Below are 19,112 nucleotides of genomic sequence, written 5' to 3'. Positions count from 1 at the left end.
CTTTGCGAATTTTTTCTTAGGAGAATTTTATGTTATGATACTAATTATTTAAAACTTAAAAATAAGGTGATATTTTTTGAAGGACAGAAAATTACATGTCATTCATTTAGCTCATGAATTATTTATTGAAAAAGGATTTCAAGCTACTTCTATCCAAGATATATTATCTTATACAGGTATATCTAAAGGTACATTCTATAATTACTTTTCATCAAAAACAGAATTACTAATGGCCATCTTTAAAGATAGTTACAAACTGATGGAAAAGGAGAGAGATGCTTTACTTATCGGCAAAAGCCCACAAAGTATTGATGTTTTCAAGCAGCAAGTGGAACAGCAAGTCATGTTTAATCATAAACATCAGCTCATCTCCTTATTTGATGAAATGTTCATATCAGATGACATAGAACTTAAAGCATTTATAAGAAAAGGTCAGCTCCAGACAATTAAGTGGATTTATTACCGTTTTATTGATCTGTTTGGAGAGAATCGGCGAGCATACCTTCTTGATATGTCAATTATCTTCCTTGGTATTCTTCATCAGTTGAGCAAATATTATACTGAATTATTCCAATCATCGGTCAGTATTACTAAGGTTGTTCAATATAGTGTTGAGAGAATTGTAGAAATGACAAATCAAGTTGCGACAAAAGAAGTTCAACTATTCTCACCTTCTTTAATCGATACAGAGATCAATGATTTATTAGGTACTGAAACACAGGATGAAATTAAGTATTTATGTGAACTTATCTTAGAAACGGAAGCACTAACTAAGGACGAAGAATTATTGATACAGTTTATTCAAGACGAACTCCTTTTAAGAAAAAAACCAAGGAAGTTTCTTATTGATAGTGCCTTAGAGACATTAAAACGGACAGATTCAATTTGTAATAAAAGTAGTATAATACGGCTTCAGTCTATTGTTCACAACACTTCTTCCCCATCATAAAAAAGATAGATATTCTAACCATTTAGGGTAGAGTATCTATCTTTTTTTAATAAGGTTTATGCTGATAATAAAAATTGGGTGACTTACTTACATTTTTATAAGGTTTATGAAAAATGTGAGTAGTAGCTGGTGATAAAGGGGGAATAAGCCAAGTCCAATCTCCAGTGACTTCTCTCTTGTGTTTTCTTTCCTTCGTTTCAAATTGTTTGAATTGTTCTGCAGCCGTATGATGATCTACAATACTAACTCCGGCCCGTCGAAAAGAATGCATGACAGCTAAATTTAATTCGATTAATGCACGATCTTTCCAAAGTGAAGCATTCGAGCGAATATTTAACTCTAACAATTCTGCTATAATAGGTAACTGATTGTACCTATCTTCATCTGCTAAATTTCTAGCACCTATTTCTGTCCCCATATACCAACCGTTAAAAGGTGCCGCTTCATAAATAAGACCGCCTATTTCCATTTTCATATCAGCAATGATGGGGATTCCATACCATTTTAACTGTAATTCTTTAAACCAAGTATATTCGGGGTGTTCGATTTCTACCTCAACAATTAATTCTGTCGGTATCGTAAACCATTTGGGTTCTTCATTGTTCTTTTGAATAACAAGCGGTAATATATCGAAATGACTATAGGTTGGCTCCCACCCTAGCTCGATGCACTTTTTTGTAAATTCAATAGAAGATGAATCACCTAATATACCATCTTTGGTGTCATATCCAGCATATCTAATCAATTGGTGATTCCATATACGAAAGGTTGTATCACTTTCGTTACTTGGAAATACAGTAATAAAAGGTTTAATTTTCCCACTATTCGTCGCTAGTTTTATGTGCTCAAAAAGCGCCTTTGCTACTTCCTCTTCTGTGTTACATAATCTCTTATCGATGACTTGAAGTGTTTCCCAAAAGAAACGGCCTATACAACGATTACTATTACGCCATGCAAGTTTGCTACCATAAGCCAATTCTTCCTGTAATTGCGTATATGTTCCAGTTGATTCTATTTCATCAAATATCATACTTAATCTTCTATCCGCTTGTTCTTTTGTTTGCCTTGTTTCTTCGTAAAACTGATAAATAAATTCCTGAGCTTTTTGAAATAGTTCTTTAGACAAGATAGACTGAATCCTCCTGAATGTAGATTCGATAATACTATCTTACCATATCCCTTTCGTATATTAGAAAAATCATGGCTTTTCTGTCATTGTTTCTTTCCCGTACATGTTGCCCTTTTCAATATGAAACAACTTCGCCAAATAGGGATTGACAAATAAATGGTTTGGATCAAGTTTTGCTCTCCAAATAAGGAATTCTCTTAGGTGGCTGTATTTACGAGTCAACTCTGAAACCTTTGCTTGATGAATCTTCCCCCAATGAGGACGCCCATTATACTTATTCATAATTGCTTCCATATCGTTAAAATAGGTTTCATATGGCATACCTTTAAACATATGAAAAGCAATATAAGCTGAATCTCTCCCAAAAGATGGGCTTAACCAAATATTGTCTCTTTTCACGACGCGACATTCGATTGGAAAATGGACCTTGTATTGCTGCTCTTCTATCTTTTTCCTTATTTCATCGAGACAAGCAACCATATGCTCTAACGGAATGGCATACTCCATTTCAACAAACTTTACTTTTCGTGGAGTAGCAAATAAATCATAACTTGGCGCATATTGCTCACTATCACTAATGGCTTTTGCGCTTATACGACTAACTGGTTTCGTTAGATTTGGCCATTTGCGACATAAGACAGATAGAAAACCAAATATATAATTCTCCATTATCATACTTTCCATCTTACGCCATTTTCTTTTCCTCGGCTTCTTGTCTGTTATATTCATTGTTTTTATTTGCACATGGTTAGAAAAGGGGAATAAGAAGCATTCAAAATGGCGATTGTGTTGGATATATAAACTAATATGAGACTTTAAATCACTATAAAGTATTTTCCTACTTTTATAAACATAGGTCGGTGCTTGAATGACCTTTAATTTCACCTTTACAACGATGCCCAACAACCCTAACGAAACGAGCGATGCATCGTACAATTGTGAGTTTACATGACGAGAGATTAACAGTTCCTCTCCTCCTGCTGTAATCATCACTAGTTCTTCAACTTGTGTAGAAATATTGCCGAATTTCATACCTGTCCCGTGTGTACCAGTTGATATTGCGCCGGCAATACTTTGCGTATTTATATCACCAAGGTTTTCTTGGGCCCAACCTTTCTCACCTAAGTATTTGCCGATTTCATATAATTTGGTACCACCATATACCTCTACTAAACCTTGGTCCTCATCAAAAGAAATCATACCTGATAAACGGTCTAATGAAACGAACCACTCTTCGGTTTGAATTAGATTTGTGAAAGAATGTCCAGATCCTACCACTCTAATCTTCTTCTTTTCCTTTCTTGCATTATTTATAACTTTTATGACATCCTCTATGCTTTGTGGAAAAAATAGTTGCTCAGCATTGAATTGTACATTTTCTGCCCAGTTACGGATAGATGCGAGCGAAGTTTTTCTCATAGGAAACACATCCCTTCCCCTCTATACGTTTTTACAGTTGATGTAGATTGACTTTCCGAGTAGCAATGAATCTCTGTGAACCTTTCACATACCTCCCCAGCTTTCGCAGCTCTAAAAACAACTGCACTTCCTATGGATAAACGTTCTTTTGAATAAGACAATGGTGTTTGCACCTCGCCAGCACCTTCCATTGATAAAAGTCTCATGCCATATGGATATACGGGAAGTGGCATCCTCGTTTGATCAGTAACACCGGAAGCAATGTAACCTCCGCCGAGACATGTATATATATCCGCTTTCGCTTGACGAACAATAGGTATGGCAAAGAAGAGAGCAGGTTCATATTTAATCTCTTGATAATAATCAAAAAGAAGTGGTGAATAAAAGCCTGACCCGACAGTAATTTCCGACACTTGTTCGTCTGTTGCCGTATAATGGATACTACCAGTCCCGCCACCATTCACTAAAGCAGGTGTATACCCTTTTTGTAGTAAAGCTGTAATGATTGCTTCCCTCTTCCGTTTTACTTCTCGCTTTGCTTTTTGTTTCATTAAACGGATAATGGTATTTTTCCCATATGAATGCGGGACGTTATCACCAACGCCAGCAATTTGTGCTTCATATCCCATGATTCCCTTCCAGTGAAGCACATCACTAGCATGAATAGCTTCTACTATAGCTAGGACCTCAGAGGAGCTCCTTAAAGAAGAACGTCGAACCCCAAAATGAAATCCAAAAATATTTGTACTCATATCTATATCTACACAAATTGAAAACTGGCCATTTACAGACTTTGCTAGTTTTATTAAATAATCAACATGCGCTAAAGAATCGACCATGACAGTTATTTCTTTAGGATGCTCTCGAGCAATTAGCATTAGAGAATTTTCATCCATACTTGGGTATCCAAGCAAAATGTCATTAAAACCATCTTTCACTAATACTAAGCTCTCATCAGCAGAATAAGTCATAATACCTTGATAGCATTCATTTGAAGCTAAAATACGCTTGATTACATCAATGGAACGAATAGACTTTGTTGCTACTCTTATTTTTTTGCCTTTTGCATGCATTGCGATGACCTGGCAGTTTCGATCAAGAGCATCTAAATCTAATATAAGTGCACGCTTCGATAAATTTTCTATTCTTTCCATATCCATTAAATCCCCACCACCATTATTTCGCAAAATATAAGAAAAGCGACTTTCTAATGGAAAGCCGCTCTTGTGCGTTGTATTAAAAATATTATTTAACACCTGTATTCGCTTTAACAGTTACTTCAGCATATTTCTTCTCATCTCGTTTATTTGAAACAACTGCACCAATATAGGCTGCTAGAAATCCTGCTGGAACTGATATGATTGCCGGGTTGGTTAATGGAAATATTGGATCACCAACAAGGATTGCTGTTCCTTCAGGGCTCAATACACTTGGACTAATAGCTACTAGAACAAGTGCAGTAACGAGACCGGTAACCATTCCTGAAATGGCACCCGCTGTGTTGAACTTCTTCCAGTATATTGTATAAATGATAACTGGAAGGTTCGCACTTGCTGCCACACAGAAAGCTAAAGATACTAAGAAGGCAACATTTAACGTTTGCGCAAATAGGGCAAGAATAATCGAAAGTACAGAAACACCAATGGAAGCATATCTTGCGGCTAGCATTTGCTCTCTCTCAGTTGCTTTACCTTTTTTAATAATTTGCCCATAAATATCATGTGCGAAGGCTGAAGCTCCTGAAAGCACAAGCCCAGCAACGACGGCAAGAATGGTTGCAAAAGCAACGGCAGAAACGAATGACATTAGGAAGTCTCCACCAAGTGCTTCAGCTAATAGAGGTGCTGCCATATTACCAGCTGCATTTGCTGCAACGATATCTTGTGAGCCTACAAACGCTGCAGCTCCAAATCCTAGGAAGATCGTTAAGATATAGAATATTCCTACAATCCAAGTAGCTGTGACAACAGAACTTCTCGCTGTTTTAGCATCTTTCACTGTGAAAAACCTCATCAAAATATGAGGAAGTCCAGCAGTACCTAATACAAGAGCGACCATCATTGACAATGTGTCAACACCGTTCGTATATTTCACACCTGGGTTTAAATAAGATTCACCGTGGGATGTTACCGTTTTCATTTGCTCAAACATACCGAGAATATTAAAGTTAAACTCTTTTAATACAAGGAATGAAATAATGACTGTTCCTATCATTAATAGTGCTGCTTTAATAATTTGAACCCAACTAGTTGCCGTCATTCCGCCAAATAAAACATAAGTTGTCATCATGACACCAACGATTACAACAGCAATCCAGTAATCAATACCCAACAATAATTGTATAAGTGCACCAGCTCCAACTAATTGAGCAATCATATAGAAAATAACAATCGTTAACGTACTAATTGCTGCGACTCCTCGAACTTTCTTTTCACTAAATCTGGCACTAATCATATCAGCAATTGTATATTTACCCAAATTTCTAAGTGGTTCCGCAACTATATATAATACGACTAAATAGGCTACTAAGTATCCAATAGAATAGAAGAAACCATCAAACCCGAATAATGCAATCGCGCCCGCAATACCTAAAAAGGAAGCGGCTGATAAATAATCACCAGCAATCGCTAAGCCATTCTGCCAACCGGTTAATCCCCCTCCGGCTGTATAAAACTCACTTGCTGTATTCGTGCGTTTTGCTGCCCAATAAGTGACCACCAATGTCATTGCTACGATTAATACGAATAAAGTTAAACCAATTCCACTCATAATTAACGTTCTCCTTGTGTTTTATGACTTTCAATGATTTGTTCTGCATCTTTATCAAATTTTGCAGCTTTTTTAACGTAAATCATGCATAAAACCCAAGTCATCACAAATTGTGCAAACGCATACATCCAAGTCCATGTAATAGAACCAATTGCCGGTTGATTAAGCACATTCGTAAACGAAGTCAGTATCGGTAGCATAAAATAAAAGAGCATGAAAAAAATAATCATTGGTACTAAAAAGGCTTTCTTAGCACTTAATAAACTTTTAAAAGCTGAACTACTTGCCACAACCTCATAATCTACATTCTCTTCCTTTTGGTCATGCGCTTTCGCTAAGTTATCCAATGGATCCCCTCCCATTTTCTGAAATATATGTATATTCTAAAAAATATAATTAATATATGCAATAGTATTTGTACTAAAAGAAAAGATTTATTTTTAGACAAGTTTCGACAATAACAAGAAATTTTAATATAATAGAAAGTAAATTATTTACTATAGTTTGCGAGGGAAATCATGAAGAGAGTACGTCTATTAAAAGACTATCAAAATTTTCAAAAAGGTACCCCTTTTCTCGTCATTACTGAATCTGAATTTATAGGTGTAAAAGAATATGTATTGAGAACATATGATTTACATCATCGATTACTAATCACCGACAAGGAATACGCCACATTGTTTTCACAAATCGGGAAAAACGAACCTCTTCTGTGACGCTTGCTTGTCTGATTGCATAAGAAGGCTTATAATAATGAGAGAATAAGAACGGTAAGGGTGAAAAGAACATGCTCGATGGTTGGTTTATGTGGTTTATACTTTTTTGGGTTGTCATATTAGTAATCCTTATGTCCATTGGTGGTTTCTTTATGTTCCGAAAGTTTTTAAAACGGCTGCCTAAAGCTGACGGTAAATCTGATATGGATTGGGAAGAATATTACGTAAGACAAACACAGCATTTATGGGGACAACAAGAAAAAGAGTTATTAAATGATCTCGTTAGTCCAGTACCAGAACTTTTTCGTGATGTTGCCAGACAAAAGATAGCTGGAAAAATTGGGGAATTAGCTGTAAAGGAAAAAGCAACAAAGATAACAGAGGAAATTCTCATCCGCGGCTACATAATTGCTACTCCAAAAAAAGATCATAAATTTCTAAGAAAAAAATTGGCACAAAAAGAAATCAACATGACACCATATGAACATCTTTTTTAAAACGAAGCAGAAATTGCACAATAACAAAGAAGCACCTTTAAAAGTTAGGACACTCTTAAAGGTGCTTCTTTTCTTGTTAAGTAGTTGGTCTTGATCTAACTTGTTTGACATTTACCGCTTTGTCCATTTTGCGAAATTGAACGAACATTGCCATACGCCATGGAACAATCATCGCAAATGCTAATAAGTAAAACATTCCTGCAAGTGCACCTATGTCTATAGTCGAACTTAGCATCAGTTTGGCAACGAGCCGAATAATAAGTAAACCTATTAAGATAAATATAAACGCTTTCGATTTCTTTAAATAGATTTCGTCTTCCTTCTTTTCAAATTTAGTCGTTTTGATTAATATTAAGGAAAACAATGCCCCTACTATAACAGCTTCCATTAATTCAATTGGCGTAACGCGAAAATAGGGAAAAATAAACATTAATGCCCCCGTACTCATAAACACGGGAGGTAAAATTATCTTCTTAATCGTGACTGGATGATTAGCTGCCTTCATTCGGATGAACATAGCTAATACTGCCATAGAAACAGCTCCAATTGATGTCAACAACACCATGTCCATAAAAAACATCCTTTTACAATAAAATCAATGACACTTATTATTATATCTAATTCCTATTCAATAGTAAATTATATGTATGATATTAAGATAACACTCGCGATACTGCATCTATCACTCTAACTTCATCAAATGGTTTGATGATAAAATCTTTTGCCCCAGCTTCGATCGCTTCTACTACCATTTTTTGTTGACCCATGGCTGAACACATAACAATTCTAGCTGTTGGGTATTCAGCTCTAATTTTTCTCATTGCTTCTAATCCACTCATCTCTGGCATTGTAATATCCATTGTCACAAGGTCTGGTGTTAATTCTTCATATAAAGCAATGGCTTGTTTACCATTCTCCGCTTCGCCCACAATATCATGATTGGCTTTTTTTAATATATTTGTTAAAGTCAGCCTCATAAATTTTGCATCATCTACTACTAGTATCTTTGCCACCTATTATTCCTCCTCCAAACACATCCGCTACAACATCTCATATTAAAGAACTACGATTTCAAAATAATATCACTCATTACAATATATCTAATTTTTCTAATAATTTCAATTTAAACCCAACGACAATTTTCGCAAGGAACAAAAAGCGAGTTTTCCTCGCTTTTTAATCCAATTATCACTGTTAAAAACCAGTAAAACCACCTGTCAACATAGTGAGAAGGGAGATTATATCAGTCATCCAATCAAAAAACAAGACGACACCCATTACTATCATTAAAATCCCACCAATTCTCATAATCTTTACATTATGTTTTTTAATCCATTTCATTTTACCGATAAAGAAAGACAATATTAAAAATGGCACAGCAAAGCCAATAATATAGGCAATCATATAAAATAGGCCAGATCCAGGATTTGTTGCTGAAAGTAAAATAACTGATGCTAAAATAGGTCCAGAGCAAGGTGTCCAACCAGCAGCAAAGGCTAAACCTATTAAAACTGAACCGAAGTAACCAGTCGGTCGATTTTTAAAATCAAATCTCCTTTCTTTCATTAAAAATGCTGGTTTAAGTAAACCTAAGATCACTAGACCAAATATAACAATAAAAATGGCTCCAATTTGACGGATGAGGTCAGCATATTCATAAAAAAAGTTACCTATATAAGAAGAACCAAAGCCGATGGCAATAAACACAATTGAAAATCCTAATAAAAAGCATAGCGTATGTATCAAACTACGTTTTTGTAGCAGTGCATTCTCCGTTTTTAATTCACCTACGCTCATTCCAGTGATATACGATAAAAATGCCGGATATAATGGTAAACAGCATGGCGAGATGAAACTCAAAAAGCCTGCACCAAGAGCAATAATAAAATTCACATCAGTCATACCAACACCTCCATACCTTCCCCTTTTTCCTTCCCCATTCTATCAAAACATTATGAGAAAAGAAATTAATCTTTTTGAATAATTTGTGTCTAACATTTAACACTCACGTTAAACACCAGTTTTATTTCGATATTGTATCAATCTCGTTGAATCATTTGGTGATATGTATAATGAATGTAAAAAGTTTTACATAAGTTTCTTTTGAATTAATTACCATTATTCGCTATAATTAATAAAAGTATATTTGGGACAAAATAGAAACTACTTCATGGTTAGAACAAAATCGCAGAGGAGTTTTAGGTGCGTGAACAAACAAGACTTACTACTATTAATTGAACAAAAAAGACGAGAACTGATACAAACCGCTATGAGAAACGGCCTCAACTCTGCTTCTGCCATAAAATATAGTCAGGAGTTAGATTCTTTATTAAATGAATATAATCGTCTTTACGAGAGCAGACTCACATTAAATAGACAAGCATAAAAGGCTAACACTTGGATTAAACAAGTGACGTGATATCAGAGAATTCGACAATATGATACTGACTAAAGAAATAGACCAAAGCTAAAGTTTAGCTTTGGTCTATTTCTTAGTTGCAATGAAGAACCGAAAAATAAAGTTTGCTCTGTTTCTATCTATATGCAATTGAACCTAGTAACTTTATCTAACTATAGTTCGTAAGTTATTTTCCAGGTTGTTGCTTATTCATCGCATTCATCATTTGGTTAATTTTCTTCTGAGACGGCTTCATTCCCATTTGCATCATCATCATTTTAAGCATTTGTTCATTAATTGGTGGATTTTTCTTTAGGTAGCTCATCATATATTTACGAGCGATGAAAAATCCTAGTGCTACACCAGCAAGTAATGCTAATATACCAACTAGAATATATGTCCACATACTACTTCCTCCTTCATGTTGTCTATCATACAGTGTACTAGACCAAAGGTTATTATACAATATTTGCTGATGATTTTCTCTAATTTAGACAAACTTTCTTTCTTTTATTGGCTTTAACCAGCCAAATCGATTATGAAAAAGGTCGATAGCTAAATAAGAACTTTCTTCTTTTCGTAGGACTTCAAAGAACACCGTCTCTGCATCATAGTTTCCTTGAGCCTCTAAACTAAGAAAACGATCATAGATCATCAACTTAGCTTGACTATTTTTTTCTTTAATATAAAACGCATTACTCTTATAAGAAACTTTTTTCTCTGCATATAATTCTCTATATAAATCATTATTTACTTTATCTTTTGGAATATTCTTGGTGATAAAGGCAATTTGTTTTCCCAAAATAAATTGGATCGTCCCAGTCGCTTGTTCATATTCCTTGAACAGCTGATAAAACATTTGCTCTCTACCAAAATAATGAGACGCAAAAGGTTCATCTATTAAATATAGCTGATACGTTCTCATAGAATTACTCCTTTTTTAGACAAGTCTTTTTCTTATTATAAAATTTTATTTCTGTATTTTCTGTCTCTTTTTGTTATAAATTTCTACTTTTTTTGTCGAAAAAAAACGAAGAGGGAAATTCCCTCTTCGCTCATGTTTATAAACTTTTTAATTTACTTACGATGTTCTCTACAGTAAACCCATACTCTTTTATTAGAATATCTCCTGGTGCAGAAGCACCGAATTGATCAATTCCTAAAACGTCGCCTTCTAGACCGACGTATTTATGCCAGCCAAATGATGCTGCCATTTCAATGGCTAAACGTTTGGTTACATTTTTAGGTAATACAGATTCTTTATATTCATTTGATTGAGCATCAAATCGTTTCCAATCCGGCATACTGATTACTGCCACATCAAAGCCCTCTTCTTTTAAAGCAGCTTTAGCCTTCACCGCTAATTCTACCTCTGACCCTGTCGCTAAAAGAAGCGCATCTGGTTGCTCTTTTTCTGCTTTTGCAATCACATAAGCACCTTTTTGAACTCCTTCAGGGGCTAACTCTGCTGAGTTTGGTAGTGTAGCAATATTTTGCCTAGTTAACACAAGTGCTGTTGGTTGATCTTTTGATTCAATCGCTAACTTCCAAGCAGCTGAAGTCTCATTTCCATCAGCTGGGCGAATAACTGCTAAATTTGGCATGGCACGAAGCGCTGCTAATTGTTCAACTGGTTCATGAGTAGGTCCATCTTCACCTACAGCAATACTGTCATGTGTAAGAACATAAGTAACAGGTAGCTTCATTAATGCTGCAAGCCGAATAGCTGGTCTTAAGTAGTCAGAGAATACAAAGAATGTCCCTCCAAAAACATTTAGACCACCGTGTAAAGCCATACCATTTAAAGCGGCACCCATAGCAAATTCTCGTACGCCAAACCAAATATTTTTTCCAGCATAATTAGTTGCTGAGAAGTCTTCTGCATCTTTAATCATCGTCTTATTCGAACCTGCTAAATCAGCTGAACCACCAAAGAAAGATGGTAAGTTCTTCGCAATACTATTGAGAGCTTCCCCTGAAGACGCTCTAGTGGCTAAACTTTTACCTTCTTCATATACGGGAATATCTTTATCCCAACCATTTGGTAATTCACCTTTGATTGCACCTTCTAGCTGTTCTGCTAATTCCGGATGATTTTTTTTGTAAGCAGCGAAAAGATCTTTCCATTCACTATCTGCTTTTTCACCGTTAATAGCTACATTTTGTTTGAAGTGTGCATATACTTCTTCAGGAACATGAAAATCTTCTTCAAATGTCCACTCATAAGCATCTTTTGTTAATTTTAATTCAGATGAGCCTAGTGGTGAACCATGAGAAGCAGATGAGCCTGCCTTATTCGGGGATCCATAACCAATTACTGTTTTAACTTCTATTAACGTCGGTTGTGTAGTATTTTGACGAGCGCTGTCAATTGCCTGGGCAATTTCATCGAGATTATTTCCATCTTCTACTCGAAGATAATGCCAGCCATAACTTTTAAAACGATCGGCTACACTTTCAGAAAATGATTGATCTAAATCTCCGTCTAATGAGATGTCATTAGAATCATACATTACAATCAACTTTCCTAATTGAAGGTGACCAGCAAGAGAAGCTGCTTCTGCAGACACTCCCTCCATTAAGTCTCCATCTCCGCATATACTATATGTATAGTGGTCTACTACATTGTAGCCATCTTTATTATATTCAGCTGATAAGTGACTTTCTGCCATTGCCATCCCTACTGCCATGGCAATCCCTTGTCCTAATGGACCTGTTGTCGCATCTACACCTGGTGTATGGCCATATTCAGGATGTCCTGGTGTTTTACTACCCCACTGGCGAAATTCTTTAATATCATCTAAAGAAAGACCATATCCCGATAAATGAAGGAGACTATACAAAAGCATAGACCCATGACCCGCAGATAACACAAAGCGATCACGATTAAACCAATCAGGATTTTTGGGATTATGATTCATAAACTTTGTCCATAAAGTATACGCCATTGGCGCAGCTCCCATTGGCATTCCTGGATGACCAGAGTTTGCCTTCTCGACTGCATCGATAGACAATGTTCTTATGGCACTAATTGATAAAGCATCTGTTTTGTTGAACATGAACGACATCCTTTCAATATATATCCTACAAATTAAATATAATAGACTTTCACCTTCAGTTACAACCAGAAAGGTAAAAAATTATATAATTGTCATATAAAACAACAACAAAGGAAACTGTTCGTGACAGTTTCCTTTTAAAAATTTATAAACACAATCTTAGTGAAGTGGTTTATTTTGTTCACGTTTTAACTTCTCTGGTGTAACATCATTACCTTCAGGGTCAATAACAGTAACACCTTTTAATGTATTTAACATAGAAGCTCTAAACTTCTCTAAATATTCTTTTCTTAATTTAGATTGTTCCTTTGCTTCTGGTTCTGATAAACCTTCTGTTTTCGCTTTCTTAGCAAGCGAATTAATTCTCGCTAATTTTTCTTTTGAAATCATTGTGCTACACTCCTTCCCATCCAAAAAGTTCTTCATTCCATATGGAGAAGATACTTAATAGCCATATTACTAAATATGACTGCATTTTACAAGAAAGCAGTTTTACAATCATCTTTTGATTTTCATTTCAGACGCCAATAAGTTGGTATCGTATTGCTTTATTATTAGGTATGGCAATGTAGCAGTGTTCTCAACTTAAAAATGTGAGACTATTAATATAGGGAGCGTATGTATGTATGTATGTAAATAAGGGGAATAAGGGAATAATACTTTCACTAACAACTAACGTTAAATGAAAAAACACGGATGAATCCTCGGAAACAAATAACCATTCACAGTTCACTTGTCTGAACCCACGAACGATTGTAGGATCTTTTAGTATGCCTTTATCTTGCTTGGTATCAGTACTAATATTTCTTAGTTTTTAAGTTAAATTACAACTAATCAATCGACTTAACATATTATGCCTATATCATGATGATTCATTATCCATCTGCTCTATATCATCTATATATTCATTATACCTACGGTTTACTGTCGCTTTAGATATTTTATAACCAAAGCCTCTTAACGTTGCAGCAATTTCTGCAAAAGTAAGGTTATTTTGTCTCAATTTTACTATTTCTTCTATTGGTACCTCTATTCGTTCTCTTCCGTTTATATTTCCTTGGTTTTTTAAATTTTTTTCAGGTCGAAAGCCTTTTTGAACAGCTTTTTGCATCCCTCTTTTTATTTTTACATTATGTAGTTTTCTTTGATACTCTTCAACCATGCTAACAATTTGTAATACCATAGAATCAGAATCTGAAAGTTGCAATTCTCCATTATGGGCAATTGTATAAATCTTCCCATTTTCTTTAAGTATACAATGTAAGATGGCAATTTTAGCATTTCCTCTTCCAATCCTGGTTTCATCTTGAATAAGAACAGCCTCTGCTTGATTTTGTTTAAGTAACTCCAATAATTGCAACACACCAATTCTTTCTAAATCATAGCCACTTGCTTTCTCACGTATGACTTCAACTACATTCATATCCTTCATTCTCGCTAAATGTAAAAGTTCTTCTTCTTGTCTAGCAAGAGACGTTTCCTGGGTATCCTTCGTCGTACTCACCCTGCAATATATAATTACATTCATTCTCTTTCATTCCTTTAGTCTTCTAATATCACACTAGCTAAATTTGTTTCAGATATTATTTCACCATTTGTAATGGGAAGATATACCGTATCACCAGGATGTATTTTACCTAAATGTATATGATTAAATTCTTCTACCCAAGCAACAAAGTCTTTAGAAGACATATTATGGGCATCTTTAAACTCCTCCGCTATTTTCCATAAAGAATCTCCTTGTTTTACTTCAACTTTTACATATTCCTCCTGATTTGCATTACCAGTGTTCAAAAATAATAAGAAAACCATACCGAAACTAAAAGCGATAAGAATAATAGCATAACTATAAGAATTCCACAATTGTTTTATCATTAATTGCCACCCCTGAATAGAATATATGTTCGATTTAATAATTTTAGTATAATGCGAACATTTGTTTCTGTCAATAAGAAAATTCGAACTTATGTTTGTATCTATTTACTACTGATGGTATAATAATCTTAATGAAATTGACGAAGGTGCGTGATAGCGTGAAATTATCTAAGAGGCAGCAAGATATATTGAATTTTATAAAAGATGAAGTAAAACAAAAAGGTTATCCACCTTCCGTTAGGGAAATAGGTGAAGCTGTTGGACTTGCTTCAAGTTCAACCGTACATGGCCATCTAGCCAGACTAGAGAGTAAAGGTCTTATTCGTCGAGATCCGACAAAACCCCGTGCCATTGAGGTATTAAATCTAGAAGAGAGCAACCCAATACCTAAAGTGCAAACGGTGAACGTACCTATTATCGGTAAGGTTACTGCTGGTCACCCCATTACTGCGATTGAGAATGTTGAGGAATATTTCCCTTTACCTGAAAGAATGGCTCCGAGTGATGAAAATATCTTCATGCTTGAAATTATGGGAGAAAGTATGATTGAAGCTGGCATATTAGATGGTGATTATGTCATAGTCAAGCAGCAACAAACAGCAAATAATGGAGAAATCGTGGTTGCTATGACAGAAGATGATGAGGCCACCGTTAAGCGATTCTTTAAAGAGAAGAACTTTATCCGCTTGCAACCAGAAAACCCTACTATGGAGCCGATTATCTTGCACAATGTATCTATTTTAGGCAAAGTTATTGGTGTTTATCGTCAAATACATTAAAAAAGAGTGTCATTATTGACACTCCTTTTTAATAGTTTGCAATTATCTTTATATGTTACTCATACAATTATAAAATTTGAAAAATTCAGTAAAATAGAATCATTACATCGAGACAAAAATATATTATAATGAAATTTACACCAAGAATCAACCTAAGGTCGCAAAAAAATCTCGGCTTTAGGAGTGTGAAGGAAAAATGTTAATGAACATTCTCTTCGCTGCGTTGATTGGTGGAATTGTCGGTGTTGCAGGACATTTGCAGAGATTAGGCAAACTAGTCAAGCCACGGATGACGAAAAAATTCATTTATTTAGGGTTCTTAGAAGACATCTTACTAGGAGGACTGGCGGCCGTATTTGTCATTGTGACAACAACACCGGATTCCCCCACTGCTGTTTTCATCATCTCTCTCGTATCTGGTATGGGAGGTGAGGGTATCTTAAAATTATTAGATACCCTAAAAGTAAAAGATCAAGAATAAAATTTTATTCCGTTCTTATGAACGGTTTTTTGTTGTATATAACAAGAACAAATTTTATTTAGACAACTTCGCTTTTTACCTACTATTCTAGCGCTAGAAATACCCGCTTAAACAGTTCTATTTCACCTTTATGGAAGGGACATAACACATTTTCGTTTAACGTTTTGTGTTGCTTCTTAAATTGTAATATGTATGTCTTACACAGCCCATAGAACCACTCTCCTGAAGTACTGTTCATCCATTCAATACGAGCTAATGTTTTTAAATTTGATACCTACTACTTGACATGATGTTTTATGGGTAAATAAATATTAAAGCATTTTTCATGAAAACAAATAGCTAGGATGATTAAATGCCAATTATTCAATTGATTGGTAACTTGAACGACCTACTTCATCATACATACACCTTAAATTCAGTTCATAAATGAATCAATTGCCCCCCTTGATTTTACATACCCAATAACCCACAAGTACTAAATCGCTTAAAGTAACTATTTCTCATTGATTTCGACTATCCGCATCATTACTTATAATTTTTCTTCCTATTATTAATAAATAAATCTGTAGACAAACTCATTTAAGGAGTTTATCTACAGTCTGAAGCAGCCGTTAAAACGGTATTTGAAGATGCCTTTTAGTTTTAGCAATAGTTATTTTCCCATATATAAGCTTCCATTAAAACACAGTAAAAGCACTCTCAACTTACGGGGTTCCTAAGTTCCTTATACTTCAACTGCAACAATATCATCACAACAGATCGTAGTAATTCTTACACGAGCTTTCTTGTCACAACAACAATGATCGTGACGATCATCGTGACGATCACAGTCTGCTTTAGCTAGGAAGACTAAATTACCGCGAATATCGATAAACTCCCCGAACACATGGCCGCCACCTTTAAGAAACACTCTCACATCCTCACCACGGGAAACGTTCTTAAAGAACTCATCGCAGCCACAATCCTTATTGTCGTCTTTGCTGTAATTACCACAACCGTGATTGTTGTTGTCATATCCATATGAGTCTGAATATCTTGGTCTTCTTCCAAAAAAACAATTATTATATCCCATATCTCTTCCTCCTTTCTATCATTATGTTAATACTATATGTCGAGGGTATTGGAGGTGTACGGGCTATATCCCCCTGTTAAAAGACCATTTATTTTCTCTTTGTTTCTATCTTTTAATTTGCTATCCTATCCTAACTAAAATAAAGAAGCAGCCGTTATGGCTGCTTTGGTTGGACTCTTTTTAGTATCTAATAAAGAGATACCAAGTTGAATGTTAATACTCAACAGTTATACTCCTTGCATACATATCTGTTTAGACACAATAAAGAAACTCCTAACTATCGTGTTTCAACTGCAACGATATTATCGCAACAGATCGTAGTGATTCTTACACGATTTTTCTTGTCGCAACAATCATCGTGACGATCATCGTGACGATCACAGTTAGCTTTTGCTAAGAAAACTAAATTACCGCGAACATCAACGAATTCTCCTGTCACATGGTCGCCGCCTTTAAGAAATACTCTCACATCCTCACCACGGGAGATATTCTTAAAGAACTCATCACAGCCACAATCCTTATTGTCGTTTTTACTGTAATTACCACAACCGTGATTGTTGTTGTCATATCCATATGAGTCTGAATATCTTGAGCCTCTTCCATAGAAATTATTATTACATCCCATTTTTCTTCCTCCTTTCTATGATTATGTTAATACTATATGTGGATAATAAAGGAGGTGTACGGGCTATATCATCCTATTAAAAGACCATTTTATTTTCTCTGTGGACCTTCTTTTTGTTTGTCAAACCTATCTAACTAAAATAAAGAAGCAGCCTTTATGGCTGCTTTGAACTCGATTTTTGGTATCTATTAAATAGATACCAAGTTGAATGTTAATACTAAACAGTTATAGCCCTTGCATCCGCTAAGACACAATAAAGAAACTCCTAACTATCGTGTTTCAACTGCAACGATATTATCGCAACAGATCGTAGTGATTCTTACACGATTTTTCTTGTCGCAACAATCATCGTGACGATCATCGTGACGATCACAGTTAGCTTTTGCTAAGAAAACTAAATTACCGCGAACATCAACGAATTCTCCTGTCACATGGTCGCCGCCTTTAAGAAATACTCTCACATCCTCACCACGGGAGATATTCTTAAAGAACTCATCACAGCCACAATCCTTATTGTCGTTTTTACTGTAATTACCACAACCGTGATTGTTGTTGTCATATCCATATGAGTCTGAATATCTTGAGCCTCTTCCATAGAAATTATTATTACATCCCATTTTTCTTCCTCCTTTCTATGATTATGTTAATACTATATGTGGATGGTCTTAGAGTTGTACGGGCTATATCCCCCTGTTGAAAGACCATTTTATTTTTCTCTGTGGACCTTTTTTGTTTTTCAAACCTATCCTAGCAAATATATAAAAGCAGCCATTATGGCTGCTTTTATCTGAGACCCTTTTTAGTTTCTATTAATTAGTTGAATGATGATACGAAGCAGTTATACCCCTTGCAAGAACTTCTTTTAGACTCATAAAAAGGACTCTTACTATCGAGTTTCAACTGCAATGATATCATCACAACAGATCGTAGTAATCCTTACACGATCTTTCTTGTTGCAACAATCTTTGTGACGATCATCATGACGATCATCGTGACGATCATCGTGACGATTACAGTTAGCTTTTGCTAGAAAAACTAAATTTCCACGAACATCGATAAACTCTCCGAACACATGGCCGCCACCTTTAAGGAATACTTTCACATCCTCACCACGGGAAATGTTCCTAAAGAACTCATCACATCCACAATCATTATGATCATATCCGTATGAGTCTGAATAGTTTTGATTATTATATCCCATATTCTCATCCTCCTTTCTATGGTTATGTTAATACTATATGTGGAAGATGAAGAGTTGTACGGGCTATATTACCTTGTTAAAAGACCATTTTATATTACATCTTCTTAAGTTTTTATGAAAAATCAGATGTTAAGGCTACTTCT

The 19,112-nt window shown here is 35.2% G+C and carries 24 protein-coding genes; 6 read left to right on the top strand and 18 right to left on the bottom strand.

Annotated features, from left to right (window positions below):
* Positions 1-76: 76 nt before the first annotated feature.
* Positions 77-949, top strand: coding sequence for a TetR/AcrR family transcriptional regulator (locus U9M49_RS03185; RefSeq protein ID WP_322909255.1), 873 nt, complete (start codon positions 77-79; stop codon positions 947-949).
* A gap of 46 nt (positions 950-995) precedes the next feature.
* On the opposite strand, the gene U9M49_RS03180 is transcribed toward U9M49_RS03185, so the two are convergent.
* From U9M49_RS03180 to U9M49_RS03160, 5 genes are all read right to left on the bottom strand, one after another.
* Positions 996-2,075, bottom strand: a complete 1,080-nt coding sequence (locus tag U9M49_RS03180) for a nitric oxide synthase oxygenase (RefSeq protein ID WP_095369420.1) — start codon at positions 2,073-2,075, stop codon at positions 996-998.
* Between the two features lie 72 nt (positions 2,076-2,147).
* Positions 2,148-3,497, bottom strand: a complete 1,350-nt coding sequence (locus U9M49_RS03175; RefSeq protein ID WP_322909254.1) for a D-arabinono-1,4-lactone oxidase — start codon at positions 3,495-3,497, stop codon at positions 2,148-2,150.
* Positions 3,494-4,657, bottom strand: coding sequence for an alanine racemase (locus U9M49_RS03170; RefSeq protein ID WP_322909253.1), 1,164 nt, complete (start codon positions 4,655-4,657; stop codon positions 3,494-3,496). Before U9M49_RS03170 ends, U9M49_RS03175 begins: the two co-directional genes overlap by 4 nt.
* 85 nt (positions 4,658-4,742) lie before the next feature.
* Positions 4,743-6,266 carry a cation acetate symporter gene (locus U9M49_RS03165; protein WP_095369422.1) on the bottom strand — a complete coding sequence of 508 codons (1,524 nt, stop codon included), beginning with the start codon at positions 6,264-6,266 and terminating at the stop codon, positions 4,743-4,745.
* A gap of 2 nt (positions 6,267-6,268) precedes the next feature.
* Positions 6,269-6,613, bottom strand: a complete 345-nt coding sequence (locus tag U9M49_RS03160; protein WP_233435262.1) for a DUF485 domain-containing protein — start codon at positions 6,611-6,613, stop codon at positions 6,269-6,271.
* Between the two features lie 171 nt (positions 6,614-6,784).
* Here U9M49_RS03160 and U9M49_RS03155 point away from each other — a divergent pair, with 171 nt between their 5' ends.
* Entirely contained in the window at positions 6,785-6,982 is a 198-nt protein-coding gene (locus U9M49_RS03155; protein ID WP_095369424.1) for a hypothetical protein, read from the top strand.
* Between the two features lie 71 nt (positions 6,983-7,053).
* A complete protein-coding gene (locus U9M49_RS03150) occupies positions 7,054-7,479 on the top strand; it encodes a DUF2621 domain-containing protein (protein WP_095369425.1) in 426 nt (141 codons plus the stop codon).
* A gap of 76 nt (positions 7,480-7,555) precedes the next feature.
* Here U9M49_RS03150 and U9M49_RS03145 read toward each other — a convergent pair whose 3' ends face one another.
* The 3 genes from U9M49_RS03145 to U9M49_RS03135 form a co-directional block, all read right to left on the bottom strand.
* A complete protein-coding gene (locus tag U9M49_RS03145) occupies positions 7,556-8,050 on the bottom strand; it encodes a CcdC family protein (protein ID WP_095369426.1) in 495 nt (164 codons plus the stop codon).
* Between the two features lie 82 nt (positions 8,051-8,132).
* Positions 8,133-8,492 (bottom strand): response regulator, encoded by a 360-nt coding sequence (locus U9M49_RS03140; RefSeq protein WP_095369427.1) that lies wholly within the window; start codon positions 8,490-8,492, stop codon positions 8,133-8,135.
* A 181-nt stretch (positions 8,493-8,673) separates the two neighbouring features.
* Entirely contained in the window at positions 8,674-9,381 is a 708-nt protein-coding gene (locus U9M49_RS03135) for a cytochrome c biogenesis CcdA family protein (protein ID WP_095369428.1), read from the bottom strand.
* A gap of 304 nt (positions 9,382-9,685) precedes the next feature.
* Between U9M49_RS03135 and U9M49_RS03130 the strand changes: the two genes are divergently transcribed.
* Positions 9,686-9,865, top strand: coding sequence for an aspartyl-phosphate phosphatase Spo0E family protein (locus U9M49_RS03130; RefSeq protein ID WP_095369429.1), 180 nt, complete (start codon positions 9,686-9,688; stop codon positions 9,863-9,865).
* 199 nt (positions 9,866-10,064) lie between these two features.
* On the opposite strand, the gene U9M49_RS03125 is transcribed toward U9M49_RS03130, so the two are convergent.
* The 6 genes from U9M49_RS03125 to U9M49_RS03100 form a co-directional block, all read right to left on the bottom strand.
* Complete coding sequence (locus U9M49_RS03125) at positions 10,065-10,283, bottom strand: YneF family protein (protein WP_095369430.1); 219 nt, start codon at positions 10,281-10,283, stop codon at positions 10,065-10,067.
* Between the two features lie 84 nt (positions 10,284-10,367).
* Entirely contained in the window at positions 10,368-10,802 is a 435-nt protein-coding gene (gene sirA / locus U9M49_RS03120) for a sporulation inhibitor of replication protein SirA (RefSeq protein WP_095369431.1), read from the bottom strand.
* Between the two features lie 136 nt (positions 10,803-10,938).
* Positions 10,939-12,936, bottom strand: coding sequence for a transketolase (tkt, locus tag U9M49_RS03115; protein WP_095369432.1), 1,998 nt, complete (start codon positions 12,934-12,936; stop codon positions 10,939-10,941).
* Positions 12,937-13,095: 159 nt separating this feature from the next.
* Positions 13,096-13,326, bottom strand: coding sequence for a DUF896 domain-containing protein (locus U9M49_RS03110; RefSeq protein ID WP_095369433.1), 231 nt, complete (start codon positions 13,324-13,326; stop codon positions 13,096-13,098).
* Between the two features lie 472 nt (positions 13,327-13,798).
* Positions 13,799-14,464: a recombinase family protein gene (locus tag U9M49_RS03105; RefSeq protein WP_095369434.1), complete on the bottom strand. Its 666-nt coding sequence runs from the start codon at positions 14,462-14,464 to the stop codon at positions 13,799-13,801.
* A 14-nt stretch (positions 14,465-14,478) separates the two neighbouring features.
* On the bottom strand, positions 14,479-14,811 hold the full coding sequence (locus U9M49_RS03100; RefSeq protein ID WP_095369435.1) for a LysM peptidoglycan-binding domain-containing protein: 333 nt from the start codon (positions 14,809-14,811) through the stop codon (positions 14,479-14,481).
* A 131-nt stretch (positions 14,812-14,942) separates the two neighbouring features.
* On the opposite strand from U9M49_RS03100, the gene lexA reads away from it, so the two are divergent.
* Both lexA and U9M49_RS03090 read left to right on the top strand, forming a co-directional pair.
* Positions 14,943-15,590: a transcriptional repressor LexA gene (gene lexA, locus U9M49_RS03095; RefSeq protein WP_095369436.1), complete on the top strand. Its 648-nt coding sequence runs from the start codon at positions 14,943-14,945 to the stop codon at positions 15,588-15,590.
* Positions 15,591-15,786: 196 nt separating this feature from the next.
* On the top strand, positions 15,787-16,071 hold the full coding sequence (locus U9M49_RS03090; RefSeq protein WP_224936226.1) for a DUF4257 domain-containing protein: 285 nt from the start codon (positions 15,787-15,789) through the stop codon (positions 16,069-16,071).
* A gap of 724 nt (positions 16,072-16,795) precedes the next feature.
* Here the strand turns inward: U9M49_RS03090 and U9M49_RS03085 are convergent.
* From U9M49_RS03085 to U9M49_RS03070, 4 genes are all read right to left on the bottom strand, one after another.
* Positions 16,796-16,981: a hypothetical protein gene (locus tag U9M49_RS03085; RefSeq protein ID WP_157733734.1), complete on the bottom strand. Its 186-nt coding sequence runs from the start codon at positions 16,979-16,981 to the stop codon at positions 16,796-16,798.
* Between the two features lie 439 nt (positions 16,982-17,420).
* Positions 17,421-17,768, bottom strand: a complete 348-nt coding sequence (locus U9M49_RS03080; RefSeq protein WP_322909251.1) for a hypothetical protein — start codon at positions 17,766-17,768, stop codon at positions 17,421-17,423.
* Between the two features lie 269 nt (positions 17,769-18,037).
* The gene (locus tag U9M49_RS03075; protein ID WP_322909251.1) at positions 18,038-18,385 is read right to left on the bottom strand and encodes a hypothetical protein; all 348 of its coding nucleotides are present in this window, start codon (positions 18,383-18,385) and stop codon (positions 18,038-18,040) included.
* Positions 18,386-18,654: 269 nt separating this feature from the next.
* Positions 18,655-18,969: a hypothetical protein gene (locus U9M49_RS03070; RefSeq protein WP_322909250.1), complete on the bottom strand. Its 315-nt coding sequence runs from the start codon at positions 18,967-18,969 to the stop codon at positions 18,655-18,657.
* Positions 18,970-19,112: the final 143 nt, after the last annotated feature.

This window comes from Cytobacillus sp. OWB-43 (genome assembly GCF_034651445.1).
Classification (GTDB): Bacteria; Bacillota; Bacilli; order Bacillales; family Cytobacillaceae; genus Cytobacillus; species Cytobacillus kochii.
This window is presented reverse-complemented; position numbering and strand designations above follow the sequence as displayed.